Below are 24,710 nucleotides of genomic sequence, written 5' to 3'. Positions count from 1 at the left end.
CTGCTGTTGCGCGTTCCTCCCCCTCCGTCACCTGCGGTGACACCTCCCCCTGGCGGGGGAGGATTACGGAGGTCAGGGGCGAGCCGCGCTCCAAGCCAGCCACAACCAGCCTCCGATCAACAGTGCGCCACCGATCGGCGTGATCGCTCCGAACCAGCGCGGCGCGCCCAGCGCCATCGCGTACAGGGTCAGCGCAAAAATCGCGGCGCCAACCACGAACAACCAAGCCGGCCCCCGCGCCTCCATCCGGATCGCGACCAGTGCCGCGACGACGTGGACGAGCTGATACTGCGCGCCGGTCTTCAACCACTCCGCCGCCGACCCACTCGCGCCATGCGCCCCGAAAGCCCCAGCCGCGACCGCGATCGCGCCTGACAGAGCGGCAAGAATGGCAATAATCATTGCGTATCATTCCCCCAGGGAAAGCGTTTCGCGGTCTCGGCCCGCGCCGCGCGCATGTCGCCGGAATCGATCTGCAACTGCAACCGCTCCTTGTCCCGCGCGCGGTATTGCTCCTCCGCGCGATCGATATCGGCCGGTGCGATCTCGAGCCCGCGCATGACCAGGCGCGCCATCTTCACCGCGGACTCCATCACTTCGCGCACAACCGCGGTCGCCGACGTGTTCTTCAGCTTCACCAGCGCGCGGCGATCGAACGCGCGGACATAGATCGCGGCGTCCGGGAACGCCTCGTGCACGCCCTCGATCGTGTCGGGATCGAGTTGGTCGCCGTCCATGCAGAAGCAGATGATCTCCGCCTCCGACGCGCCCGCTTGCCGCAACAGGTCGAGCCGCGTGCCGTCGCCGTAATAGACCTTCGCGCCGAACTCGCCGGCGATGTCGATCATCTCGATATCGGTGTCGATCAGCGTGACCGGGATATCCTGCGCGAGCAGCATCTGGCCGACCGTCTGGCCAAACCGCCCATAGCCGACGATGATCGCATTCGCGCCGTCGACCTTGGGGCCATCGCGCTCCTGCCCCTCGGCGATCGGCTCAGTCCGGAAGCGCCGCGTGATCCCCATCAGGAACGGCGTCGTCGCCATCGACAGCGTGATGATCGCGCCGAACAGGCTGGCCGCCTGCGGTTCGATCAGCAGCCCTGCCTGCGCCTGCGCGAACAGCACGAAGCCGAACTCGCCGCCCTGGCTGAGCAACAGGCCGAGCGCGAACGCCTGCCGCCACGTCATCTTGAACGCCATGCCGATCAGCATGATGACACTGGTCTTGGTCGCGATCAGCGCGGCCGCCATCGCCATCACGAAGAGCGGGCGTTCGGCGATCGCGCCCAAGTCGAGCACCATGCCGACCGCGAGAAAAAACAACCCGAGCAGGATCGAGCGGAACGGCTCAACGTCTGCTTCGAGTTCATGCCGATACGGGCTGTCCGCGAGCATCACGCCGGCGATGAACGCGCCGAGCGCGGTCGACAGCCCGAGCCATTCCATGATCGCGGCGCTGGCAATGACCGTAAAGAGGCCGGCAAACACGAACATCTCGCGCTCGCCCAGATTGCCGATCAGCCGGAAGAACGGGCGCAACAGGAAGCGCCCTGCGACGACGAGCCCGACCACCGCGAGCACGGTGTAGATCGCGAGCAGCCAGCCGGGAGGTGCGTTGGCGTCCGCGGGATTGCGGCTCATCGCCGCGACGATCGTGATCAAGGGTACGATCGAGAGGTCCTGAAACAGCAGGATCGAGAAGGCCCGCTCGCCGAACGGCGTCCGCATCCGCCCCGACGAGCGCAGCATCGGCAGCACCTGCGCGGTCGACGACAGCGCGAGCGGCAGGCCGAGCGCGAGCGCGGCGGGGAGCGAGAACTTCGCGCCGACCCAGACGATCGCGGTGATCGCGAGGCCGCAAATCGCGACCTGGAGCAGGCCGAGACCGAAGATTTCCTCCTTCATCTTCCACAGGCGTGACGGGTTCAATTCGAGGCCGACGATGAACAGCAGCAGCGTGATGCCGAGTTCCGCGAACCCGAGCTTCGACTCAGCATCGCCGACTAGGCCGAGCACATGCGGCCCGACGACCGCGCCCGCGACCAGATACCCCAGCGTCGCACCTAGCCCGAGACGCCGGAACAGCAGCACGAACATCAGCCCGAACCCGAGCAGTACGACGCCGTCGCGGAGCAGCGACGGCGACGTGCCCTCTGCCATCAGACTTTCGCCTTTGCAGCGGTATCGGCAGCTTCGGCCGCCGCTTCGAACGCCAGCCGGATCGAGGGGTGGCGCGCGGTATAGTCGAGCGCGGGGGTAAAGATATCCATCCCCGGCCAATCGGGCGCATCGCCCTCGCGTGCAAGCCATGCCGTCAACGCGTCGCGGGCTGCGGCGAGTTCCGCGGGGGTGCGGCCGAGGATGTTCGACGCCAGCAGCGACGACGAAGCCTGGCCAAGCGCACAGGCACGGACCAGCAGGCCGATCTCGCTGACTTTGCCCTCATCGTCGACCGCGACATCGATCGTCACGCGGCTTCCGCAGATCGGCGAGCGCTTCTCCGCGGTCGCCATCGGCTCGAGCAGGCGTTCGTGGTGCGGGATCGTCGCGGCGAGGCGCAGGATCTCGGCATTGTAGAGGGGCGCGCTCATGTCGTCGGCTCGCTTGCGTTATCGGAAGGGGAAGGCGGCGTGCTCGCGCCAAAGACGGGTTTGCCGCGACGACGACGGTCGACGAAATCGGCAATGCTGGCGCTGGTGGCGTTGAGCAGCGGGTAGGTGCGCGATCCCGTCATCCAGGTTGGACGATGCGAGCGTCCGCCGCCCATCGTGTCGAGGACGAGCGTGGCGAGCAGGAAGACGAGGCTGGCGAGGATCAGGCCCTTCAAAGCCCCGAACCCGAACCCAAGCGCACGGTCGACCGGGCCGAGGATCGAGGTCCGCGTCCGCGCACCGATGGCGTTGGCGACCAGTCGACCGCCGATATAGGTCACGCCGGTAATGATCGCGAACGCGAGCACGGCTGCCCCACCGACCGTGCCGATCATCGGCGATAGGGCGGCAGCGAGCGGGATGTGGAACAGCTTGAGCATCGCCACCATCGCCACCCAGGCGAACATCGACAGCACTTCGGTCACGAACCCGCGTACCAACCCGAGCACCGCGGAGCCGGCGACGGCAATCAGGACGACGATGTCTAAGGCGGTCAGGTTCATGCCGTCTGGAATAGGGACGCGCGGCGCGAACCGCTAGTGCGAGTGATGTTTCGGCCGTATCCGCCGTCGTCATTTGGCGCAGACGGGGCGCCGTACCGACGGTCCGCGCGTGCCGGCCTTGCGAGGTCTTGGCTCCCGACGTCGCAGGGATAACGCGGCAAGCGGCGTCGGCGTCGGACGCGTTACGTCGACGAGAAGTGAACCAGGACGCGGTGGTCCGGCAGGATCAGCGCGAATCCGGTCGAGTAGAGGTCGGAGGCGAACGGCCTCCCGGCGGAGACGGGATGCTCGAAGACATAGTCCGATCCGTGCCTGAACCTGGCGAGGTTCACGTCGGCCAACAGCCAGGCTGGCGGCGCGCTCACCGTGATCGGCCGGCCCGCGTCGTCTGCTCGCAGCGCGCGCGAAACCGCGGTGAAATCCGCCTCCGAATAACGCACCACCGCCCAAATCGTCGTGTCCGAAGGCCCGGGAACGGCGTCCGTGCCGATCTTGGCAACCGACCATTTCGCTTCGATCGGTGTGGGTTGCAGCGTCACGAATTTGCGCAAGGTGGCAATGTCGGTCTGCGGTCCTTCAACCATGTCTGCCTTGCTCCCTGAACAGCTGACTGCACTTATCATGGCCAGCACGCCCATGACCACTACGCGCGCAAGCGCGTTCACAGCTTGTTCCTCAGCCGCCGGTTATCGGCGGGGTGCCGCTGCCGTAAAACGGGGACCATGGATACCGTGAACGAGGTTGTAGGCGGGCCCGACCATGCGACACGTCGGGTAAGGGTTGCGGCGTTCATGTATTGCTTCGCCAGCCCGGTTATCTCGAACACGCCATTTTCGTCATCGGGTATGCCGGTGGCGATATCGGCTGCACCGGGATTGAAGTTGTAGCGATCCTCGGCGTGGATGACGAGTGTCAGCGTGAAATGCGGCGTGCCCGACTTAACGTCCGGCTCCACCGCGACATCGCCGCTGATCCAGATCGAATGAGCGCCGATCGCCTTTTGCCAGTTCTCCGTCGCGGGGTAGGGAAAACCACCGGTCGTGCCGCCGCAGCCGATCGCGCTCCCGGTAAAACTGAAGCTGCCGCCGTCGGCCGCCGCCCCGGCGCGATGGAGATCGTACGCCGCGGCCATCGCTTCGAGGATTGCCGACCGGAGCGTGGTCCGGCCCGAGGCGTCGTTCGCCACGTAGCGTTCGTAGCTGAAGGTTCGCGCGGCCCCCCGTCCGGTAAGGAAATGTCGATAGGCCGCCAGTGCGTCGGGAATGTCGTTCTTAGGCGCGAACGGCACGCCTTGCGCTGCTTCGGCAAGCTCGAGTCGGCCCTGCCAGGTCGCGTAATGCCGACGGTCCGCAGGTGTTGGACTGCGCGGCGGGAAGCGGCCGAGGAAGCCGTTGTCGTGCCGTATTTCCGGCCGGCGCGGAGACCCCACGAAATATACGGCGTACGTCATGTTCCAGCTCTCAACCGTAACGCGCAGACATATTGCAGCACGGCTATCACTACGCAAACGAATCTGTTGCCGGTAGCTTGGCCACGGTCGGGCTATCGTGTGTGACGAACCGATGCCCGTCGCCGCCGATCAGGCACCTGACAGCCGCTTTGCCCGCTTGAGGTAAAGACCGGAACCGATCGGCATGAGGCACGACCCGCCGTCACCCCCGCCCCATCATGTGATCGACGAACGAGGTGAGCGTCTTGAAGCCCGACAGCGTCATGCCGCTCTTTTCCCCGGTCATCGAGGCTGGCACCAATGCGCGTTCGAAGCCGAGCTTGCTCGCTTCCTTCAACCGCAGCGCGCCGTGCGCGACGGGACGGATTTCCCCCGACAGCGCGACTTCGCCGAACGCCACCGCATCGACCGGCACCGGGCGCTCCGACATCGCCGAGATCAGCGCCGCCGCCACCGCCAGATCGGCCGCCGGGTCCTGCACGCGGTAACCCCCGGCGATGTTGAGATAGACTTCGGCGTTCGAGAAGCTCAGCCCGCACCGTGCCTCCAGCACCGCGAGGATCATCGCCAGACGCCCCGAATCCCAGCCGACTACCGCACGCCTCGGCGTTGCACCCGATGCAAGCCGCACAGTCAGCGCCTGAATCTCGACCAGCACCGGCCTTGTCCCCTCCAGCGCCGGAAACACCGTTGCCCCCGTCATCGCATCGTCGCGGTGCGTCAGGAACAGCGACGACGGATTGCCGACCTCCGCCAGCCCTTCGGTCTGCATCGAGAACACGCCGATCTCGTCGGTCCCGCCGAAGCGGTTCTTGATCGCGCGGAGGATGCGGTACTGGTGGCTGCGCTCACCCTCGAACGACAGCACCGTGTCGACCATATGCTCGAGCACGCGCGGGCCCGCGATCGAGCCGTCCTTGGTGACGTGCCCGACCAGAACGACGGCGGTCCCGCGCTCCTTGGCGAACCGGATCAGTTCCTGCGCCGACGCGCGCACCTGGCTGACGGTGCCGGGCGCACCTTCGATCAGGTCGGAGTGCATCGTCTGGATCGAATCGATCACGAGCATCGCTGGTGGCCGCGTCTGCAACGTCGTCAGGATGTCGCGCGTCGAGGTCGCCGCTGCGAGCTGCACCGGCGCGTTTCCGAGGCCTAGCCGCCGCGCGCGCAGACGGACCTGATCCGCCGCTTCCTCGCCGGAGACATACGCGACCGACTGTCCCGCCAGCGCCATCTTCGCCGCCGCCTGCAACAGCAGCGTCGACTTGCCGATCCCGGGATCGCCGCCGATCAGCGTCGCCGAGCCCTCGACGAACCCGCCCCCCAGCGCACGATCGAGTTCCGCGATCCCGGTCGCCATACGGTCGGGCAGCTTGATCTCGGCATCGAGCCCGACGAGATGGATCGCGCGGCCACCGGTCTGCAGATTATGCTTCGAATGGAACGGGGTGGCGGCGGTGTTCGCCTCCTCGACCAGCGTGTTCCACTCGCTGCAATCGGCGCATTGCCCGGCCCAGCGGTGCGACACCGATCCGCAGGCCTGACATACGTAACGCTTCTGGGGTTTTGCCATGCCGCTGATGTACGAGAACGATACGGGAACATCAATGACTGGTGCGCGAGACAAGTTGCGGATTTAGTGGCGCTTGGCGGCGCGCGGCGTTATCCGCGCGACGATGAATGCCACCGACCTGCGCGTTGCCCTGTTCAGCGGCAACTATAACTATGTTCGTGACGGCGCGAACCAGACGCTGAACTTGCTTGTCGGCCACCTGCTATCGAAGGGCGTGACGGTCCGCGTCTATTCGCCAACGAATACACATCCCGCATTCCCGCCGATTGGCGATCTGGTTTCCGTACCATCGCTGCCGCTGCCTGCGGGACGCGGCGAGTACAAGATGGCACGCGGGCTGCCGGCCGCAATCCGGCGCGACCTGGACGCGTTCGCGCCGAACATCATCCACGTATCCGCGCCCGATTTCCTGGGTCACCGCGCGGTCAGCTATGGCCGTCGCCGTGGTCTCACGACGATCGCGTCGTTTCACACCCGGTTCGAGACGTATTTCCGCTACTACAAGATGGCGTTCTTCGAGCCCGTGATGGTGAGGATCCTCACGCGCTTTTACAACCGGGTCGACGAAGTGCTGGTGCCGGGGCGCGGCATGGCGGAGATCGTGCGCGACTGGGGCGTGACGACGCCGACCGCGATCTGGTCGCGCGGCGTGAACCACGATCGCTTCACGCCGACACGCCGCGATCTCGAATGGCGACGTGCGCACGGGATAGCGGACGGCGAGGTTGCGGTCGGGTTTCTTGGGCGACTGGTGAAGGAAAAGGGGCTCGACGTCTTCGCCGACGTGATCCGCGAGCTGGAGCAGCGCGGCGTGCCCCACAAGGTGCTGGTGATCGGCAAGGGGCCGGCGCGCGAATGGTTTGCGAGCCGGGTGCCGGGTGCGGTGTTCGCGGGGTTTCAGTCTGGCGACGATCTCGGCCGCGCAGTCGCGTCGATGGACGTGTTCTTCAATCCGAGCGTGACCGAGACGTTCGGCAACGTGACGCTGGAAGCCATGGCGGCAGGTGTGCCGGTGGTCGCAGCGCGCGCTTCGGGTGCGGTCGGACTGGTCGACGATGGCGTGACGGGGTTCCTGGTGCCGCCGACGGATATCGGCGGGTATGCGGATGCGATCGGGCGGATCGTTTCGGAGCCGGGCCTGCGCGAGACTATGGGGTGGGCCGGGCACGACAAGGCTGCCGGGTATCTTTGGGATACGATCAACCAGACCGTGCTGGATACGTATCTCCAGGTGATGGCGCGGCGGGGGGCTTAGGCCGGGATTCAGCGTACCGGCCGGGCGATCCTCCCCCGCAAGGGGGAGGTGTCACCGAAGGCGACGGAGGGGGAGGATACGAAACAGCGGTTTCGCTTACCTCCCCCTCCGTCAGGCTGCCGCCTGCCACCTCCCCCTGGCGGGGGAGGATTGATTCAAGCCGTCGCCCAGTCGAACGTCAGCGGTGCCTCGCGGAAGGCGAAGCGGTCTAGATGGCTCGATACCACCTCGCGCATCCGGTCGACGTCCTCACCCTCAGGTACGGTCAGCGCGACATCGAGCGTTTCGCTGTCCGCGCGCATCTCCAGCACGGCGCCGTTCGGGAAGGCGATGCGGCCCTCTTCCTCCGAGAAGGTGACCTCCATCTTGTGACTCCAGTGCTTGGCGAGCTGCTGGAGATACTTGCTCGCCGAATGCGTCGGCACGCGCGCGACCGAGACGCTCACTTGAGCCGCTCGATCTTCTGCGCGGCCTCGTCGAGCAACGCCGCGACTTCGTGCAGCGTATCCTCGTTGACGTCCTCGCGCATCAGCCGGTGCTGGAGCACGTGCCGCAGATTACCCATCGCCCGCCGGATCGGCGCGCCATCGGTCCGCTCGGACTCCGCCCCGACCGCGGCCAGCCGCGCGAACAGCCCGTCCACCACGACCGCATTCTCGGCCAGATGCGCGCGCCCCTCGTCGCTCGCCGCAAAGCGCTTCTTCGCGCCTTCCGACTGCTGCTCCTCGATCAGCCCCATCTCGTCGAGCATGCTGAGCGTCGGATAGACGACGCCCGGGCTCGGTGCATAGCCGCCCCCGGTCAGACCCTCGATCTCGCGGATCAAGTCGTAGCCGTGCCGCGGTGCGTCCGCGATCAGCTTCAGCATGACGAGCTTCAGCTCGCCGCCATCGAACAGCCGCCGCCGACCACCAGGGCCGCCGCGTCCGTGTCCGTGGCCGTGTCGACCATGACCTTCGTGACCCGGCCGACCCCGGCCTTCGCCATCGGCCCGCGGGCCACCGGTCCAGGCTCCATATCCCATACCAAAACGCATTTGAGTGTTATCCGATATATCTTCATTCATGAGTTGCGATATATCGCAGACTGTTTCGAGTTCAAGAGGTGCCGGCAAATTTCATGTTTCCTCCCTCTGTCATCCCCGCGGAGGCGGGGACCCAGACCCTCGGACCACGCGAGTTGCATTGCCGTCAGCCAATATGGATCCCCGCCTGCGCGGGGATGACGATGCATGTGACGCTGACGATGCTTGTGACGACGACGATGCTTGTGAGGAGGACGTTACGTCTAAGAATGGCGAGCGCGCTTGGATGGCGGACGGATGGGCAAACCGGCCCCCCGCCCCTATCTTGCCGGGATGGCCGATCTCTTCGCGGGCTTCGAACCCGCCGCCCCCACCGAAACGCATCCCGAAAACGCGCCGCTCGCCGACCGCCTGCGCCCGCGCACGCTGGACGAGGTGGTCGGGCAGGATCACATCACCGGCCCCGAAGGCGCGATCGGCAGGATGGTTTCGGCCGGCCGCCTGTCCTCGATCATCCTGTGGGGCCCGCCCGGCACCGGCAAGACGACGATCGCGCGCTTGCTCGCCGACGCGGTCGACCTGCGGTTCGTCGCGATCTCCGCGGTGTTCTCGGGCGTCGCGGATCTCAAGAAGTCGTTCGCCGAAGCACGCGAGCACGCCAATATCGGCAAGCGCACCTTGTTGTTCGTGGACGAGATACACCGCTTCAACCGCGCGCAACAGGACGGCTTCCTGCCCTATGTCGAGGACGGCACGGTGACCTTGGTCGGCGCGACCACCGAGAACCCCTCGTTCGAACTCAACGCCGCCTTGCTCAGCCGCGCACAGGTGCTGATCCTCGAACGCCTCGGTCGCGGCGCGCTCGAACAGCTGCTCGACCGCGCCGAGACGGAGATGGAGCGTCCCCTGCCCCTCACCCCGCCCGCCAAGGATGCGCTGATCGCCAGCGCGGATGGCGACGGCCGCTTCCTGCTCAACCAGGCGGAGACGCTGTTCTCGGTCAACCTGCCAGAGCCGCTCGACCCCGCAGGTCTCTCGAACTTCCTGCAACGCCGCGTCGCGGTGTACGACAAGGATCGCGAGGGGCATTACAACCTCATCTCCGCGCTCCACAAATCGATCCGCGGGTCGGACCCTCAGGCTGCACTCTATTATCTCGCGCGGATGCTCACGGCGGGCGAGGAACCGCTGTTCCTGCTCCGTCGCCTGACGCGTGCCGCGGTCGAGGATATCGGGCTCGCCGACCCGCAGGCGCTGGTCCAGTGCATCGCCGCGAAGGACACCTACGACTTTCTCGGCAGCCCCGAAGGCGAACTCGCGATCGCGCAGGCGTGCGTCTATCTCGCCACCGCGCCCAAATCGAACGCGGTCTACAAGGCGCAGAAGGCGGCATGGAAATCGGCGCGCGAGACGGGCTCGCTGATGCCGCCAGCGTCGATCCGCAACGCACCGACCAAGCTCATGCGCGATATCGGCTACGGCAAGGGCTATGCCTATGATCACGACGCGGAGGATGCGTTCTCCGGATCGGATTACTGGCCAGACGAGATGAGCCCGCAGACCTTCTATACCCCGACCGAACGCGGCTTCGAGAAGCGCCTCTCGGAACGACTCGCCTATTGGGACGGCCTGCGCGCGGAAAAGAGGTCGTGAAGGATTGGGCTGCGGTCGCTGAGTATGCGCTGTCGCTGCCCGAGACCGAGGCGTCGACCTCCTACGGCCAGCCCGCGATCAAGACTCGCGGGAAAATGTTCGTCAGCGCCGGCCATGTCGATGGCAGCTTCCACGTCCGCAGCCCGCATGACGAGAAGGCCGTCCTGATCGCGACCGATCCCGACAGTTTCTGGCAGACGGCGCATTACGAGACCTGGCCCGGCCTGCTGGTCCGCTACGGCGCGCATGATGCCGAGCGCGTTGCCCGCGTGATCGCCCGCGCGCGGTGGGATCAGGCATCGGCCAAGCAGCGGAAGGCGTATGGCGATCGCCCCTGACCGCTTTAGCTATTTCGCCGCGATCGACTGGTCGGGCGCGGTCGGTCCCCGGCAATCCGGGATCGCCGTAGCGATCTGCGCGCGTGGATCCGCTGCGCCGACGCTGGTCGCAGCCGAAGACGGCTGGTCGCGCACCGCCGCGCTCGACTGGCTGGCGAATGCGATGCCGCCGGATACGCTGGTCGGGCTCGATCTCGGGCCGTCGCTGCCATTCGTCGATTGCAGCGCCTTCTTTCCGGGGTGGGCGGAAAGTCCGGCCGATGCCCGCGCGCTCTGGGCGCTGGTCGAGCGGATCTGCGCGGACGATCCGCATCTGGGGGCGAGCAGCTTCGTCGACCATGACGAGGTCGCGCGGCATCTGCGGCGTCACGGCGGACGCAAGGGCGAGTTCTTCGAAGGGTCCGGCCGCCTCCGCTCGACCGAGGAGGAACAGCGCCGGCAAGGGCTCAGCCCGACCAGCAATCTCAATCTCGTCGGCGCGGCGCAGGTCGGCAAGTCGAGCCTGACCGGCATGCGCGTGCTGCACAGGCTAGCCGGCCACGTGCCGGTATGGCCGTTCGATCCGGTGCCGTCGCATGGTCCGCTGATCGTGGAGATCTACACCACGATCGCCGCACGCGCCGCCGGCATCCGCAAGGGGCTCAGCAAGATCCGCGACGCCAGCGCGCTCGACGCGGCGCTGGCCGCGATCGGCAGCGAGACGCACGCACCGCTCGCGCGCTACGACGATCACGCCACCGACGCGATCCTCACCGCCGCCTGGTTGCGCGCGAACGCACACCGCCCGGAACTCTGGACACCAACCACGATGACGCCGCATATTGCACGCACCGAGGGCTGGACCTTCGGCGTATCTTGAAGCATTGGGCGATCACGCCCGACGCGCACCGGGCCGGTTTAGCTCAGTTGGTAGAGCGCCAGTTTTGTAAACTGGATGTCGCGGGTTCGATTCCTGCAACCGGCACCACCCTGAACCTGCAGTTGAAACTGCGCGGCGTTGCCGGGCGATCGTCACGCTGCGCTCGCCGAAACCGGGGTGAGGGAATATTTCCGAGGCGGCGCGTCGTTCGCGCTGACCCCGATGGCGCATTCACTCGTTAGGCGAGCATGACACCAAGAATATTGTCCGTCCGTGCGTTTCCCCTGCTGATCATGTTGTCGACCGGGACCGCCCAAGCCCAAACCGCAACGATCGGAACTGTCGCGCGACCGGCGGATACCGTAGTCGCGATCGACCAACGCGACGTTACGAACCCCGGCCTCCGGACGCTCTACGCCAAGTCGAAATGGCGGGCGCTCTGGTCGGCCGATAGCACGGCGGCGCTGGAATCCGCGCTGGCGGACCGAGGTCGTCACGGTCTCGATCGCCTCACGTTCGAGATCGCGGCATCACCTGGGGCGAGCGCGGCGGCGATGGACGTAGCGCGCTCGCAGGCCGCGCTTGACTATGCCGAGGCGCTCGCCAACGGGCGGGTCGATCCGGCGTCGCTGCACGAGGTCTACACCGTCCCCCGCCCGAAGACCGATGTGGTCGCCGGGCTCGGCGGCGCGCTTGCGACCGGGCGACTGGACGAATGGCTGCAGTCCCTGGCGCCGCAAGACGCGGAATATCGCACCTTGTCGGACGCGTATGTGCGCCTGAGCCGGGCGGCCGCGGCGGCGGGGCCGGTATCGCCGATCGCGGGCGGCCTCATCCGGGTCGGCGATCGCGATGCGCGCGTCGCCGTGATCGCGGACCAACTGATGGAAAGCGGGTACCTGCCCGCGACCACGGCCGCTACTTCAGCAGATGCAGCGCAGGCCTCGGTGTCGCCATCGCCCCAACCCCTGATCTACACGCAAGCCCTGGCCGACGCGCTGAAGGGTCTGCAGAAGGACTACGGTATCGCCGCGGATGGCGTGGTCGGTCCGGAGACGCTCAAGGTCCTCAACCTCGGTGCCGGCGATCGGGCGCGGGCGCTTGCCGTGGCGCTCGAACGGCGCCGCTGGCTCGCGCGTACGCCGCCCGCGACGCGGATCGACGTCAACACCGCGGCGGCACAGTTGCGCTATTATCGCAACGGCACGATGGCGGACGAGCGCAAGGTGGTGGTCGGTGAACCCGGACACGAGACGCCGGCGCTCGGCTCGCCGATCTTCAGGCTGGTCGCCAATCCGACCTGGACCGTGCCGAAATCTATCCAGAACGGCGAGATGGCGAACGTCGACGACGCCTACCTGCAGGCGCACAACATGGTCCTGCGCGACGGTTGGATCGTCCAGCAACCGGGCCCCGACAATGCGCTGGGCCTCGTCAAGTTCGACATGGCCAACGATCAGGCGATCTATCTGCACGACACCTCTGCGCCGGCCTTGTTCGACCGCAGCCAGCGCCATCTGAGCCACGGGTGCGTTCGCGTCGAGGACGCACTTGGCTTTGCTCAGATGCTGGCGGACGACGAAGGCGTTGCCGACGCATGGCAGGCCGCGCAGGCGAGCGGCGAGACGACCTTCGTGCCGTTGCCGAACCGTATTCCGGTCCGGCTTCTGTACCACAATGTCTATGTCGGCGAAGATGGTACGGTCGCATTCCGGACCGATCCCTACGGCTGGAACGATGCGGTTGCCGAGCAGCTGGGTTTTGCCAAGGCGTCGGCACGCCGGGCGGAAGCGCTGGCGATAGACGTCGGTCCGTAACGCCGATTCTGCCGGAGTAGCGGCGTCCCGACCGGGGGTCACGGGGAGGGAATTAGCGAGGGGCAGCGCCAATTTCCCGAAATACCCGATCGATCACAGCGCATTACGACATGAATCAGCGGTGGGCACTGGCATCTGTCGCGAACCCGGATACAAGTCGGACGATGACCTATGGTGGCGTCGCGCGGAAAGCTTCGATCGGACTGCTGGGATTGCTGCTGCTCGCCGCGATCGGGCTCGCGACATGGGAGCCGCTGCTGGCCACGTCCTCGCCGGGGCCACCGCCGCAGCGATACGACAGCGTGATCGCGCGCGACACGTTCGGGGTGCCGCATATCTTCGGCAAGACCGATGCCGATGTCGGATACGGGATCGCCTACGCGCATGCCGAGGACGATTTCTCGACGCTGCAGGATGTGCTGGCCATGACGCGGGGCCGGCTTGGCGCGATCTCCGGTCAGGACGGCGCGAAGTCTGATTATGTCCTGCATCTGCTCGGTGCGCGCGAAACGGTCGATCGCGATTATCTGAAGCAACCCGCCGACGTGCGGGCGCTGCTCGATGGCTATGCGTCGGGCATGAACCGCTACGCCGCCCGCCATCCGGGCGAAGTGAAGCTCGCCAAGCTCTTTCCCGTCGACGGCAAGGACGTCGCGGTCGGCTTCGTGTTGCGGTCGCCGTTCTTCTTCGGTCTGGACCAGGTGCTGGGGGCCTTGTCCGGCGACAAGCCCCTGCCGCCGGAAACCGCCGGTGCCGAACCCGACGCGCCGGACCTGAGTCCGGTCGGCCCCCACGGCAACCAGAACGGATCGAACGCGTTCGCGGTCGCCCCCAAGCGATCGGCGGATGGTTTCACGCGGCTCATCTCCAACGCGCACCAACCGTGGCGCGGCGGCGTCGCCTGGTACGAGCTCGTCGTCCATTCGGGCACCGGCTGGAATTTCGCGGGGGCGACCTTTCCTGGCGCGCCGTTCCCCCTGCTCGGACATAATCGCACGCTCGGCTGGACGAACACCGTCAACCGGCCCGACCTGACCGACGTCTACAAGCTGGTGGTCAGTACCGATGGCACCCGCTACCGGTTCGACCACGCTTGGCGCCCGCTCGAGCGGAGGCGCGTCTGGCTGCCGGTGAAGCTGTGGGGCCCGTTCGTCCTCCCTGTTCCCAAGACCGTTCTCCGCGCGGTCCAGGGGCCCGTGATCGCGACCAAGGCGGGCTCATATGCGATCCGCTATGCCGGCGCCGATCAGGTGCGGATGGTCGAGGAATATTACCGACTCAGCCATGCGACCGATTTCGCGGCGTGGCGGCGCGTGCTCGCGATGCAGGCGATCCCGGCGACCAACTTCGTCTACGCCGATGCAGGCGGCACGATCGCGCTGGTCTATAATGCGAGCTTCCCCAACCGGAAGCCGGGCTATGATTATCGGCACATTCTGCCGGGTGACACGTCGCGGGATCTCGCACCGGGAACGGTGCCGTGGGCGCGGGTACCGCAGAACGTGAACCCGGCCTCGGGCTTTCTGATGAACGCGAACAACACGCCGTTCCAGGCGGCGGGGACCGGCTCCGAACTGCGCCCAAGTGATTATTCGCCGTTGCTGGGGATAGAGACCGACACCACCAACCGGGGGCGCCGCGCGCTGGAACTCATGGGCGCCAACCCGTCGATCAGCGCGACAGACCTGGACCGGATCAAGTTCGATACCGGCGTCAGCCGCGCGAGCTGGGCGGGCCGCTGGTACGCCGACATCGCCGCCGTAGACCCGCGCGGCGATGCGACGTTGATGAAGGCGCAGGCGCTCATGAAGACATGGGACTGGAATTTCGACGGGCGCGGCGGTGCCGATGCGTTGGCCGTGCTCTTGATGCGGGCCGGGCAGAAATGGCACTATCAGCGCCTGGCCGAACTCGATCCGCGCGACGAACTCCAGAACGCCGCAACCTATCTCCAGACGCATTTCGGGAAGCTCGATCCCGCGCTCGGTACCGTGTTGCGGTTGCGCCAGGGGAGCGTCGACCTGCCGATGGACGGCGGTCCCGATACGTTGCGCGCCGCATCGCTGTGGGACGAAGCTCCAGACGGGCGGCTGGTCGTCCGCCACGGCGACAGCTTCGTCATGGTCATGGCATGGGACAAGGCCGGCCGTGTCGCCTCGCAGTCGATCCAGCCATACGGGGCCGCGATCACGCGGCCGGCGTCCCCGCATTACGCCGATCAGGCGCCGTTGTTCGTCCGGCATCGGCTCAAGCCCGTGTGGTTCGAACCGGCGCAACTGCGCCGCCATGTCGAGCGCGTCTATCGGCCTTAACCTCGGGCTGCGCCGTTCACGATCGTCTCCCCGGCTGACTTCGGGGAGTACGGCCGGTAGCTTCGACCGAGGTTCGTCCGAAGCGACTGGCCGGCGGCCGGTTCCAGTCTTTGTCATCGGACCTGCCGGCTGGTGTTTTGGACCTAGGCGCCGCACGTCGTAGCTTGGCGGAGCGACCAATCGGGCGCAGACTATTGCGATGCTGTTTCCGATCCTGCTCCTGCTCGCTCAGGTAGCCGTCACCCCGACACCCCCGCTGACCGCGGCGACGTCGCCTGCGAAGACTGCGGCAAGCTGGCCTGCGCGCGATGCGCAATTCACGCTGCGCAAGTTTCGCTTTCGCTCGGGCGAGAGCCTCCCCGAACTGCGCATCAACTACACCATGCTCGGCCAGCCGCATCGCGATGCGAAGGGCGAGATCGACAATGCGGTGATGATCCTGCACGGCACAGGTGGCACCGGCCGTCAGTTCCTCAGCGCGCAGTTCGCCGACGAACTCTACGGCCCGGGACAACCGCTGGATATCGCCCGCTACTGGATCATTCTCCCGGATGGCATCGGCCACGGAAAATCGTCAAAACCGTCCGATGGACTGCACATGCGGTTTCCCCATTACGACTATGACGACATGGTCGAGGCGCAGTACCGGCTTCTGTCCGAAGGGCTCGGCATCCGGCGCATGCGGCTGGTGATGGGCACGTCGATGGGCTGCATGCACAGCCTCGTCTGGGGCGAGACGCACCCCGCTTTCGTGCGGGCGATGATGCCGCTCGCGTGCGAACCCGTCGAGATCGCCGGTCTCAACCGGATGTGGCGGCAACTGGCGATCGACGGGATCGAGGCCGACCCCGCCTGGGCAGGCGGCGAATATCGAAGCCCCCCCGTCCAGGGTCTGCGAACCGCCGCCAGCCTGTTGTTCGTCGCTGGGGCCGCGCCGCTGTATTTTCAGGCGCAATACCCGCGTCGCGAAGACGCCGAGGCGTTCGCCCGCCAGCGCGTCGCGGCGTCGATCGCGCAGACCGATGCCAATGATCTGATCTACCAGATCAATGCGTCACGAACGTACGCGCCGTGGTCGAAGCTCGACGCGATCACCGTGCCGACGATGTGGATCAACTCGGCCGACGACTTCATCAACCCGCGCAACCTCGACCTTCCGAACCGCGCGGTCGCGCGGATGAAGGATGCGCGGTTTCGATTGATCCCGGAAAGCGACGACACGCGCGGGCACGGCACGCACACCGCAGCCCGATTCTGGAAGCAGGATCTTGCCGACCTGCTGCAGCGGACCCGATGATCCGGAACGGACCAGCGGTGATCGGTCCGTGGTTCGCGGCAGTTCTCACGGAGCGGGTTCGACAGGGTTCGACACCGTGAGCAAAATCCTCATACCGATCGCGTTGCTGCTTCTCGCCTGTATAGCACCAGCGGCGCCGGTGGCCGCGCGGGATCCCACCGCGGCGAGCCTGGCGCGCTGTCTCGACGACCCCGCCAAGGCCTCGACCGGGGCACAGACCGACTGTGAGGCGACCGCCACCAAAGCCTATGATCGCCGCATGAACACGGCATTTGCCGCGCTGGCGACACGGCTACCCCCGGAGGCTCGGGCGCGGCTTCGGCAAGCGCAACGCGCGTGGCTTGTCTTCCGCGACGCAGAAGCAAACGCCCGTAGCGCGCTGTATGCCACTCGGCAGGGCACGATGTACGTGCCAATGGAAGCAAATGCCGAGACTCGGCTCACGCGCGACCGGGCCCTCCAGTTGGAAGCGTATCTCCGCACGCTGGCTATAGATTCCTGATACAGGTTCCCGAGACGGTCTTGGGCGGATCGACCTTGGCGAAGGTCTGGCGATGGCGCTTCCGCCCGTGAAAGCGGGGCATCGCCGTAGACTTGGTCGATCAGGCGATCCCCATACGGCTACGCGCACCTGCGCCGACGATCGTCACAAACCGGGACATTGCCCCCGCCTCACGCCGCGATACGCCGCACTTTCGCCAGTGTCGCCGCGATCGGTCGCAACACGGATTCCGGCAAGGGCAGATCGCCGCTGTCGATCGGGTCGTGATAGGGCACGATCGGTCGCCCGACGAGATACCCTTGGGCGGCGTCGCAGCCGATATCGCGGAGCAGATCGAGTTGCTCCCTGGTCTCGACCCCCTCGGCATGAGTCAGGACGCCGAGCTCCTTGCCGATGCTTACGGTGCCCCGCAGCACCGCCATGCTCTGCCGATCGGTGCCCGCACGCACCACGAAACTCCGATCGATCTTGATTCGGTCGAACTGGAAATCACGGAGATGCGCGAGCGACGACTGGCCCGTGCCGAAATCGTCGAGCGCGACCTTGATCCCGATCTTGCGGATCCGGCGCACCATCGCCGCGGTCCGCGCCGCGTCGTCGATCAGCGCGGTCTCGGTGATCTCGACCTCGATCCGCTCCGGCGCGATCCCGTGGACCATGATCGCCTGGGTCAGGTGCTGGAGCAGCGCCTCCGACTTCAGCTGCGCCGCCGAGATGTTGATCGCGACCTGGAGATGCGGCGACCATCCCGCCAGCTGGCGGCACGCGTCCATGATGACCCACCGCCCGATTTCCTCGATCAGGCCACATTCCTCGGCGATCGGAATGAACACATCGGGCGCAACCCAGCCGCGCACGCGGTGGTTCCAGCGGATCAGTGCCTCATACCCGGTCGTCGCGCCGTTCGACAATTGGATCACCGGCTGGAACGCCAGCGCGAAGCCGCCATGCTGCACCGCATCGTACAGATCGTCGATCATGTGTTGCCGTTCGGCGAGGCGTTCGGCGAGGCCGGGAAGATAGGGTTGCGCCCGCCGGCGCCCGAGCCGCTTGGCTTCGTACAGCGCCATGTCGGCGCGCTTCATCAGGTCTTCCGGCGTCAGGTCATCGGCGAAGCACGAGATGCCGATGCTGCAGCTTGGCAGCAACCGGCGCCCATCCATGTCGACCGGCGTGCTCAGTCGACTGACGATCGCGTCGGCCAACGCAACCGCCGCGTCGCCGGTCTGCACCGCGATGATCGCGATCTCGTCACCCCCCATGCGGGCGACGAAGCTGTCGCTCGGCAGCATCTGCGAAAGCTCGGCCGCGACATGCACCAGCAGACGGTCACCGACCGCGTGGCCGAAGGCGTCGTTGATCCGCTTGAAATCGTCGAGATCGATGAGCAGCAACGAAAACGGGACGCCGGTCGCGATCCGCGCCGTCTTCTCCTCGCGCAGCGACCGCCGATTGCCGAGCCCGGTCAGCGGATCGTGATAGGCCTGATGCCGCAGCTTGCCGAGCGCCCGCCGTTCGGCGCTCACGTCGTTGAACGTCAGCACGATACCCTGGCGCAGCACCGATCGGCAGCGCATCTGATAGGTGCGGCCGTCTTCCATGTCGCATTCGCGATCGAACCCGGCATCGACCGCGACCCACTGCTTCATCGCGCCGCCGACCAGCGCACGCTTGTCGGGTGTCCAGTCGCGGTGACGCGCGACCGCATCGAGAAACGCGTCGATCGTCAGACCGGGGGCGATCGCGTCGGCGGGCGTGTCGAACAGTTCGAGAAAGCGCCGGTTGAAATGACGCAGCCGCCCGCCGCGATCGATGAAGACGAGGCCGTCCGAGATGCTTTCCATGACCGCCCGCAACGCGCGCGCTTCGTCCTCGCGGGTCGACTTGAATCGTGAGAAGGTCAGCAGGCTGCCGAGACAGGTCACCGAGACGGCGAAGGTCATGCACGCGGCGACCAGCCCCGGCGACAGCACGCGTCCCTTGATCTCGTTGACGCTGGCGATGACAATGTCACCCGACAGCGAGACGAAATGGGTCAGCGTCACCGCGAGCGCGAACAGCAGGCATCCGGCAGGACGCGATCGCGACCAGCCAGGTTTGCCCTGCCACGACGACAGCACGAGCATCCCCAGCACCAGGCCGGCGGCATTGGTCTGCCAGGAAAAGAAATGGGCGCAGTCCATCATGCCGGTCAGCCCGACCGCGTGCATGCACCAGATGCCCGCTCCCGCCACTGCAGCCGAGGCGATCCGCCCCCGCCGCGTAGGCGCGCGGGTCACTGCGACGATCGGCAGGCCCACCGCCACCACGCCGACGATCGCCGAGAATATCGTCGTCAGCGCATCGTATCGGAGCAGCAGATCGGGACGGTAGGCGAGGATCGCGATGAAATGGGTCGCCCACACGCCTAGCCCCGCGGCGAGCGCGAGCGCAACATGCCGCCAGCCAATCGGCTCGTGCTCCTCGGCTTGCGCCAACTCGGTAGCCAGTAGCGCGACCGACCAGCCCGCCGTCAGACAAATCCCGACCGCGACCGCGACCAGATAGCCGGAATGCTGGAAATGGAGATTGAAAAAAATGGGCACGATCTTCGCTCTGACGGTTTTTTATCCCGTCGCATGAAGACGTTAAGGAATCGCACCCATTTTGGGTCTGTTGTGGTTGCGTTAGAAGCCCGCGGCCCTGAGCTGCGATTGCAGGTTCAGCCGGTTGCTCTCGGAGATCGGCGGCAGCGACTTTGCGGGCTTCCCCTTGCGCAAGCGGTCGCGGTCGCTTTCCGACGGTTCGGCGAGGCGGACGCGCACTGCGGCGGAACCGCCGGCGCGCATCCCGAGTCGCTCGGCGGCACCGCGCGACAGGTCGATGATCCGGGCGCCCCCGGCGAACGGCCCGCGGTCGTTGATCCGTACGACGATACGCCGTCCGGTCTCCAGCGCCGTCACCTCGACATAGCTCGGCAACGGCAACGTCGTATGCGCCGCGGTGAGCCAGTCGGCGCGAAAACGCTCGCCGCTGGCGGTTCGCTTGCCGGATTCGTTACCGTACCAGCTCGCATAGCCCAGCACGTCATAGGTGGGATCGGCCGCGGGTACGTAGGTCGTGCCGCGGACGCGGTATGGGCCACCGAGCCTTACGGGTGCGTCGCTGACCGGGCGGAACGAACCGCCTGCACAGCCGCTCATCGCGAGCAGCAGGACTAGAGCGATACCGCTGGCGGCGCGCGACGAGTTCGGCATGAAATCTCCCGATGGGGCAAGGGCGTGCGGCACCGATCTCACCGCCGCTGATAGAAGATGTGTGACTCCACCGTCGCGACCTTTACCAGCGACGACCGCCAATAGGGCACCATCCAGTCGGTATGATAGTGGGTCGCGCGCCCGACGCGGGCATAGACATAGCCACCGAGCGCACGGCGGGCCGCGAGACGCGCCTGCTCCCAGCCGACACGCTCGGGCCGGCGTGTCCGCGATCCGTCGCACGAGAACGAGAATTGGCAACCGGTCACGCGTTGCGCACCTTGATAGACGACGCCGCAGACGGTCTTGGGAAAGCCGCGGGCGCGGACCCGGTTGAGCACCACCTGGATGACCGCACGCTGCCCGTTTCGATCGTCGCCCGCCTCGTACAGCGCCACCGTCGCGAGGCATTCGGTGGCCTGCAGCCGCGCGGCCGGGCCGCCACGGAACCGGAAGGGTTCGGCGGGGACGCGCTTCCCCGTCGCGATCGGCACGAGCGCGTTCGAGATTCGCGCCTGCTCCATCGTCAATGGCCGCGACGGCGCGCGGTGGGCGGGGCCGATCGGTAGCCGTATCAGCGAGCCGCAGACCGACGCGACCGCTACCGAGACTCCGAGCAGGAGCAGCCAATGCTCCGACGACGGCCGGCGCGCCTGTCCGCGTGCCCGTCCGCGGGAGCGCCGGCGCGAGGGAGAGGATCGAGCGCGGCTAATCGACATCGCCCGCTCTTACCGGGGGAATATTGCACGGGGAAACGGTCAGTCCCTTCCGCGGTCGGAGACGGCGCGGTCACGCTTCCAGGCTGCAATCGCCCGATCATAGCTCGCGCGCAACGAGTCGCGTGCGGTGGTGGCCTCCGTCAATTCGGTCGCCTGCCTGGCTTCGAGGTCGCGGCGGCGACGGGCGAGTTCGGCCTCCTCGCGATCAAGGCGCTTCGTTGCCTCGCGCTGTTCCGTCTCGATCGCCGATAGCGCGTCCTCGGCATCGTCGAGTTCGTGCCGACCGGGCCGCGGAACAGGTTTCGGCTTGGGCTTGGGCTTGGGCTCGGGCTTGGGCTTGGGCTCGGGCTCGGGCGGCTGTGGCTCCGAAGAATCGGCCAAGTCTGCGGTCGTGCTCGTGCGTGTCCGACGCCGGGGAGCCTCGGGCACCGCGGCCAGTTGCTCGGCATCGGTTCCCCGCGATCGCCGGATGATCGTACCGGGCGATGCCATCGGTTCGGCGATCAGCGCCGCGTCGGTGACGACCTCGGCGATCCCACGCGCGAACAGGTCCTTGTCGCTCCCCCACGCTGCGAGCGCCGCCTTCTGGCTGGGCGCCGCGACATAGGCGTCGTGGAAACCGGCCACCGTCCGGTACACTTTGAGCTTTGCCGCGCGCGCCATGGTCCCACGCTATCGTCTGCCCCCGCAAACGGGAAGGTCGAACGCATCGCGACACTCCCGATCGACCTTCCCGCGCCACGCAAGCCACTCTGGCCGCTGATATTTTTACCTACGTCGCTAGTCCTTTCCGATCACGCGGGCTGCAGCATCGGCGGCTAAAGACGACCATCAACCAAGAGGGCGAAGGCCGTGATCGATGACGAAAACGTTCGCGCCGCGAACGATGTAGACGAGCGAACCTATCTGCAAATGCGCGCGCAGTGGCATCGAAATCGGGCCGACGGGACGTCCGATAGCTCGGCGCGCCTCCTGCACACCAAATTTGCAACACTGTATGAAGCACGCGCACAATCCTGAAATGGTACAGTAGTTTCAGCTGCTTAATGCGAAAATACCAGGAACCGGATGGCCGTTTCGAAGTTTATGCGTCCAGTCCGATCGCACGGTCGCCCTGGGTTCACCACCGGAGCTTCAATGCCAGATAATCTGGAGGGTTCCATCGCTGGCACGCGTGTCGGCGATCGACGTTCCTTGGGCCGACCACGGCCTGCCGGCATCCGGCGGGCAGCTTCTGAAGTCTGAACGCCATGCTCCGAACATGATCGGTGACCGGCGCTCACGCCATCCGGCGAGACAATCGTTTGTTAGAAGGACACGACCATGAACAAGGACGAATTCCAGGGCGGTGCCCGTTATGTCGGCGGCAAGGTCGAGAAGGCAGTCGGCGACACCGTGAATAGCCGTGACTGGCAGGTCGACGGCGTCGTTGATCAGGTCGCGGGCGGCGCGCAGAACCTGTACGGCCGGGCGAAATCGGCGATCGACGATATCGTCGACGGCGCGCCCGAACTGGCCGACAAGATCAGCAGCGAAGCGCGGGACGCCAGCGAACGCGCCGCCGAAGCTGCACGACGCGGCGCGCGATCGGCGCAGGAATCGGCAAAGGATGCCCCGGTATTGTGGGCACTCGGCGCGGCGGCGATCGGCTACGGCATCGCCTGGCTCGTTCACGGCCAACGCGACTAAACCCTTGGCCGACGTTCTCCCCCTGAAGTCGCTTCGCGATTCCGCGGATCTGCGCCATCTGCGCCAGATCATCACCGGACTCGACGAAGGCGTCATCCTGGTCGATCCCGACCAGTCCATCCTGTGGGCCAACGATGCGGCGCTCGGGATGCACGGGGTGGAGTCCGTCGGCGCATTGGGCGCCACGGTCGACGAATATCGGCAACGCTTCCAGCTGCGCTACCGCAACAATCACCGGCTCGAAGACAATGACTATCCGATCGAGCGCGTCGTATCGGGCGAGCGGTTCTCGCAGGTCGTCGTCGAGGTGGCCGTCGCCGGCGAGGACGCGCCCCGCTGGGTACATCAGGTCCGTAGTCTCGTGCTGACCGACGATCAGGACGAGCCCGAATGTCTCGTCATGATCATCCAGGACGTCTCGGCGCAATTCGAGGCGGAGGATCGGTTCGAACAGTCGTTCAACGCCAACCCGGCGCCTGCCGTCATCTGCCGGTTGTGCGACCTGCGGTTCGTGAAGGTGAACCAGGGGTTCATCGACATGACTGGCCATGATCGTCAGGCGGTGCTGTCGCGGACGGTGTACGACATCGACGTGCTGGCCCGCGCGGAGAAGCGCGACCTCGCAAAGGAACGGCTGTGCGAAGGTCGCACCATTCCGCAGATGGAAGCGGAACTCGATCTGCCCGCGGGCGGGACCAAGCTGGTCATCGTCGCCGGTCAGCCGATCGACATGGGCGATCAGCCCTGCATGCTGTTCACGTTTGCCGATCTGGAACCGCGGCGCAAAGCCGAAGGCGAACTTCGCCAGAGTGAGGAACGGTTCACCCGGACCTTCTCGCTGGCGCCGGTCGCGCTGGCGATCGGCACGCTCGACGGTCATCGGCTGTGCGACGTGAACGAGGCATTCGCGGACCTGACAGGGTACGCGCCGGCCGAGATCGTCGGGCGGCCGCTCGACGAAGCGGAGCTGTGGGAAACCCCTGCGCTGCGCCACGCGATCGAGGCCGAGATCGAGGCGGGCGTGGCGATCCGCGACCGCGAGGTTCGGATCCGGGTCAAGGACGGCGAGGTGATCGACTGCATCGTCTCGACCGAGCCGATCAGCCTCGGCGGCGAGGCCTGCGTGCTGTGGGCGATGCGTGACATCAGCACGCGCAAGGCGTCCGAACGCGAACTCGTCCACGCGATCGAGGCGGTGATGAAGGACACCAGTTGGCTGAGCCGCTCGATCATGGAAAAGCTCGCGCGTATCCGGGCCCCACAGCTGGAGCCGCAGGGAGTCGGGCTCGACGAACTGACCCCGCGCGAGCGCGAGGTGCTGGCGCTGATCTGTCGCGGGCTTGACGACAAGTCGATCGCCCGGACGCTCGACGTGTCGGGCAACACCGTGCGCAACCATGTCGCACGGATCTATTCGAAGATCGGTGTCAACCGCCGCAACGCCGCAGCCGCATGGGCACGTGCACGCGGATTCGACGGCGATTCAATACCCGTGCCGCACCATGACGGCCAGTTTTCCAGGGAAACCGCAGCATGACGCGTAACCGCGACGACGAACGCGTCGGGAATGCCGACGATGGCCGCTCGCGCCAGGCCAAGGGCTCGGTCCTGGAAGCGATCGGCAAGATCATCGGCGATCCAGCCGTGGAGACGCGTGGCCAGCGCGAGACCGAAGCCGGTGTCCGACAGGCCAAGCGCGAACGCCCTTCGCTCGATCGGGCGGCCGAACGGAAGGCCGGCGGCCCTCCCATACCCCCGATCAACCCACCCATCGATAGCGACGGCAAAGACTGACGCCGCCGCTCGAAGACCTACCGATAACAGGAGTGA

The 24,710-nt window shown here is 66.4% G+C and carries 25 protein-coding genes and 1 tRNA gene; 13 read left to right on the top strand and 13 right to left on the bottom strand.

Going from position 1 to position 24,710, the window contains the following annotated elements; all coding sequences use genetic code 11:
• Positions 1-72: 72 nt before the first annotated feature.
• The 7 genes from O6Y00_RS01855 to radA all read right to left on the bottom strand — a co-directional run bounded on the left by O6Y00_RS01855 (position 73) and on the right by radA (position 6,179).
• Positions 73-402 (bottom strand): DUF423 domain-containing protein, encoded by a 330-nt coding sequence (locus O6Y00_RS01855; protein WP_353440952.1) that lies wholly within the window; start codon positions 400-402, stop codon positions 73-75.
• A complete protein-coding gene (locus tag O6Y00_RS01850) occupies positions 399-2,162 on the bottom strand; it encodes a cation:proton antiporter domain-containing protein (RefSeq protein ID WP_353440951.1) in 1,764 nt (587 codons plus the stop codon). The genes O6Y00_RS01855 and O6Y00_RS01850 overlap by 4 nt, the downstream gene beginning before the upstream one ends.
• Positions 2,162-2,593, bottom strand: a complete 432-nt coding sequence (locus O6Y00_RS01845) for an iron-sulfur cluster assembly scaffold protein (RefSeq protein ID WP_353440950.1) — start codon at positions 2,591-2,593, stop codon at positions 2,162-2,164. The genes O6Y00_RS01850 and O6Y00_RS01845 overlap by 1 nt, the downstream gene beginning before the upstream one ends.
• Positions 2,590-3,156, bottom strand: coding sequence for a CvpA family protein (locus O6Y00_RS01840; RefSeq protein ID WP_353440949.1), 567 nt, complete (start codon positions 3,154-3,156; stop codon positions 2,590-2,592). Before O6Y00_RS01840 ends, O6Y00_RS01845 begins: the two co-directional genes overlap by 4 nt.
• A gap of 182 nt (positions 3,157-3,338) precedes the next feature.
• Positions 3,339-3,821: a hypothetical protein gene (locus tag O6Y00_RS01835; RefSeq protein ID WP_353440948.1), complete on the bottom strand. Its 483-nt coding sequence runs from the start codon at positions 3,819-3,821 to the stop codon at positions 3,339-3,341.
• Complete coding sequence (locus tag O6Y00_RS01830; protein WP_353440947.1) at positions 3,818-4,606, bottom strand: hypothetical protein; 789 nt, start codon at positions 4,604-4,606, stop codon at positions 3,818-3,820. The genes O6Y00_RS01835 and O6Y00_RS01830 overlap by 4 nt, the downstream gene beginning before the upstream one ends.
• A 202-nt stretch (positions 4,607-4,808) precedes the next feature.
• On the bottom strand, positions 4,809-6,179 hold the full coding sequence (radA, locus tag O6Y00_RS01825) for a DNA repair protein RadA (RefSeq protein ID WP_353440946.1): 1,371 nt from the start codon (positions 6,177-6,179) through the stop codon (positions 4,809-4,811).
• Between the two features lie 103 nt (positions 6,180-6,282).
• Between radA and O6Y00_RS01820 the strand changes: the two genes are divergently transcribed.
• Complete coding sequence (locus tag O6Y00_RS01820) at positions 6,283-7,434, top strand: glycosyltransferase family 4 protein (protein WP_353440945.1); 1,152 nt, start codon at positions 6,283-6,285, stop codon at positions 7,432-7,434.
• Between the two features lie 155 nt (positions 7,435-7,589).
• On the opposite strand, the gene O6Y00_RS01815 is transcribed toward O6Y00_RS01820, so the two are convergent.
• Entirely contained in the window at positions 7,590-7,880 is a 291-nt protein-coding gene (locus O6Y00_RS01815; protein ID WP_056486225.1) for a DUF2218 domain-containing protein, read from the bottom strand.
• Positions 7,877-8,470, bottom strand: coding sequence for a PadR family transcriptional regulator (locus O6Y00_RS01810; RefSeq protein ID WP_353440944.1), 594 nt, complete (start codon positions 8,468-8,470; stop codon positions 7,877-7,879). Before O6Y00_RS01810 ends, O6Y00_RS01815 begins: the two co-directional genes overlap by 4 nt.
• A 321-nt stretch (positions 8,471-8,791) precedes the next feature.
• Between O6Y00_RS01810 and O6Y00_RS01805 the strand changes: the two genes are divergently transcribed.
• The 8 genes from O6Y00_RS01805 to O6Y00_RS01770 all read left to right on the top strand — a co-directional run bounded on the left by O6Y00_RS01805 (position 8,792) and on the right by O6Y00_RS01770 (position 17,236).
• A complete protein-coding gene (locus O6Y00_RS01805; RefSeq protein ID WP_353441387.1) occupies positions 8,792-10,111 on the top strand; it encodes a replication-associated recombination protein A in 1,320 nt (439 codons plus the stop codon).
• Positions 10,108-10,449: an MmcQ/YjbR family DNA-binding protein gene (locus O6Y00_RS01800; protein ID WP_353440943.1), complete on the top strand. Its 342-nt coding sequence runs from the start codon at positions 10,108-10,110 to the stop codon at positions 10,447-10,449. The genes O6Y00_RS01805 and O6Y00_RS01800 overlap by 4 nt, the downstream gene beginning before the upstream one ends.
• Complete coding sequence (locus O6Y00_RS01795; RefSeq protein WP_353440942.1) at positions 10,433-11,308, top strand: hypothetical protein; 876 nt, start codon at positions 10,433-10,435, stop codon at positions 11,306-11,308. The genes O6Y00_RS01800 and O6Y00_RS01795 overlap by 17 nt, the downstream gene beginning before the upstream one ends.
• 32 nt (positions 11,309-11,340) lie before the next feature.
• Positions 11,341-11,416 (top strand) — tRNA-Thr (locus O6Y00_RS01790).
• Between the two features lie 185 nt (positions 11,417-11,601).
• Positions 11,602-13,125, top strand: coding sequence for a L,D-transpeptidase family protein (locus tag O6Y00_RS01785; protein ID WP_353440941.1), 1,524 nt, complete (start codon positions 11,602-11,604; stop codon positions 13,123-13,125).
• A 164-nt stretch (positions 13,126-13,289) separates the two neighbouring features.
• Positions 13,290-15,437: a penicillin acylase family protein gene (locus O6Y00_RS01780; RefSeq protein WP_353440940.1), complete on the top strand. Its 2,148-nt coding sequence runs from the start codon at positions 13,290-13,292 to the stop codon at positions 15,435-15,437.
• 199 nt (positions 15,438-15,636) lie between these two features.
• Complete coding sequence (locus O6Y00_RS01775) at positions 15,637-16,734, top strand: alpha/beta fold hydrolase (RefSeq protein WP_353440939.1); 1,098 nt, start codon at positions 15,637-15,639, stop codon at positions 16,732-16,734.
• Between the two features lie 76 nt (positions 16,735-16,810).
• Positions 16,811-17,236, top strand: a complete 426-nt coding sequence (locus O6Y00_RS01770) for a lysozyme inhibitor LprI family protein (protein WP_353440938.1) — start codon at positions 16,811-16,813, stop codon at positions 17,234-17,236.
• 170 nt (positions 17,237-17,406) lie between these two features.
• Here the strand turns inward: O6Y00_RS01770 and O6Y00_RS01765 are convergent, their stop codons facing one another.
• The 4 genes from O6Y00_RS01765 to O6Y00_RS01750 all read right to left on the bottom strand — a co-directional run bounded on the left by O6Y00_RS01765 (position 17,407) and on the right by O6Y00_RS01750 (position 21,854).
• Positions 17,407-19,821: a bifunctional diguanylate cyclase/phosphodiesterase gene (locus tag O6Y00_RS01765; protein ID WP_353440937.1), complete on the bottom strand. Its 2,415-nt coding sequence runs from the start codon at positions 19,819-19,821 to the stop codon at positions 17,407-17,409.
• 81 nt (positions 19,822-19,902) lie between these two features.
• Entirely contained in the window at positions 19,903-20,472 is a 570-nt protein-coding gene (locus O6Y00_RS01760) for a septal ring lytic transglycosylase RlpA family protein (RefSeq protein WP_353440936.1), read from the bottom strand.
• A gap of 38 nt (positions 20,473-20,510) precedes the next feature.
• Positions 20,511-21,191, bottom strand: a complete 681-nt coding sequence (locus tag O6Y00_RS01755) for a cell wall hydrolase (RefSeq protein ID WP_353440935.1) — start codon at positions 21,189-21,191, stop codon at positions 20,511-20,513.
• A 39-nt stretch (positions 21,192-21,230) separates the two neighbouring features.
• Complete coding sequence (locus O6Y00_RS01750) at positions 21,231-21,854, bottom strand: hypothetical protein (protein ID WP_353440934.1); 624 nt, start codon at positions 21,852-21,854, stop codon at positions 21,231-21,233.
• A 189-nt stretch (positions 21,855-22,043) separates the two neighbouring features.
• On the opposite strand from O6Y00_RS01750, the gene O6Y00_RS01745 reads away from it, so the two are divergent.
• The 4 genes from O6Y00_RS01745 to O6Y00_RS01730 all read left to right on the top strand — a co-directional run bounded on the left by O6Y00_RS01745 (position 22,044) and on the right by O6Y00_RS01730 (position 24,674).
• Complete coding sequence (locus O6Y00_RS01745) at positions 22,044-22,211, top strand: hypothetical protein (protein ID WP_353440933.1); 168 nt, start codon at positions 22,044-22,046, stop codon at positions 22,209-22,211.
• A 303-nt stretch (positions 22,212-22,514) separates the two neighbouring features.
• Positions 22,515-22,880 (top strand): CsbD family protein, encoded by a 366-nt coding sequence (locus O6Y00_RS01740; RefSeq protein ID WP_353440932.1) that lies wholly within the window; start codon positions 22,515-22,517, stop codon positions 22,878-22,880.
• A 4-nt stretch (positions 22,881-22,884) separates the two neighbouring features.
• A complete protein-coding gene (locus tag O6Y00_RS01735; RefSeq protein ID WP_353440931.1) occupies positions 22,885-24,417 on the top strand; it encodes a PAS domain S-box protein in 1,533 nt (510 codons plus the stop codon).
• Positions 24,414-24,674, top strand: coding sequence for a hypothetical protein (locus O6Y00_RS01730; RefSeq protein ID WP_353440930.1), 261 nt, complete (start codon positions 24,414-24,416; stop codon positions 24,672-24,674). The genes O6Y00_RS01735 and O6Y00_RS01730 overlap by 4 nt, the downstream gene beginning before the upstream one ends.
• Positions 24,675-24,710 lie beyond the last annotated feature (36 nt).

It is taken from the genome of Sphingomonas faeni, from assembly GCF_040407565.1.
GTDB lineage: Bacteria > Pseudomonadota > Alphaproteobacteria > Sphingomonadales > Sphingomonadaceae > Sphingomonas > Sphingomonas faeni_F.
Note: the sequence above shows the minus strand (reverse complement) of the source record. Positions and strands in the feature narration are given on the sequence as shown.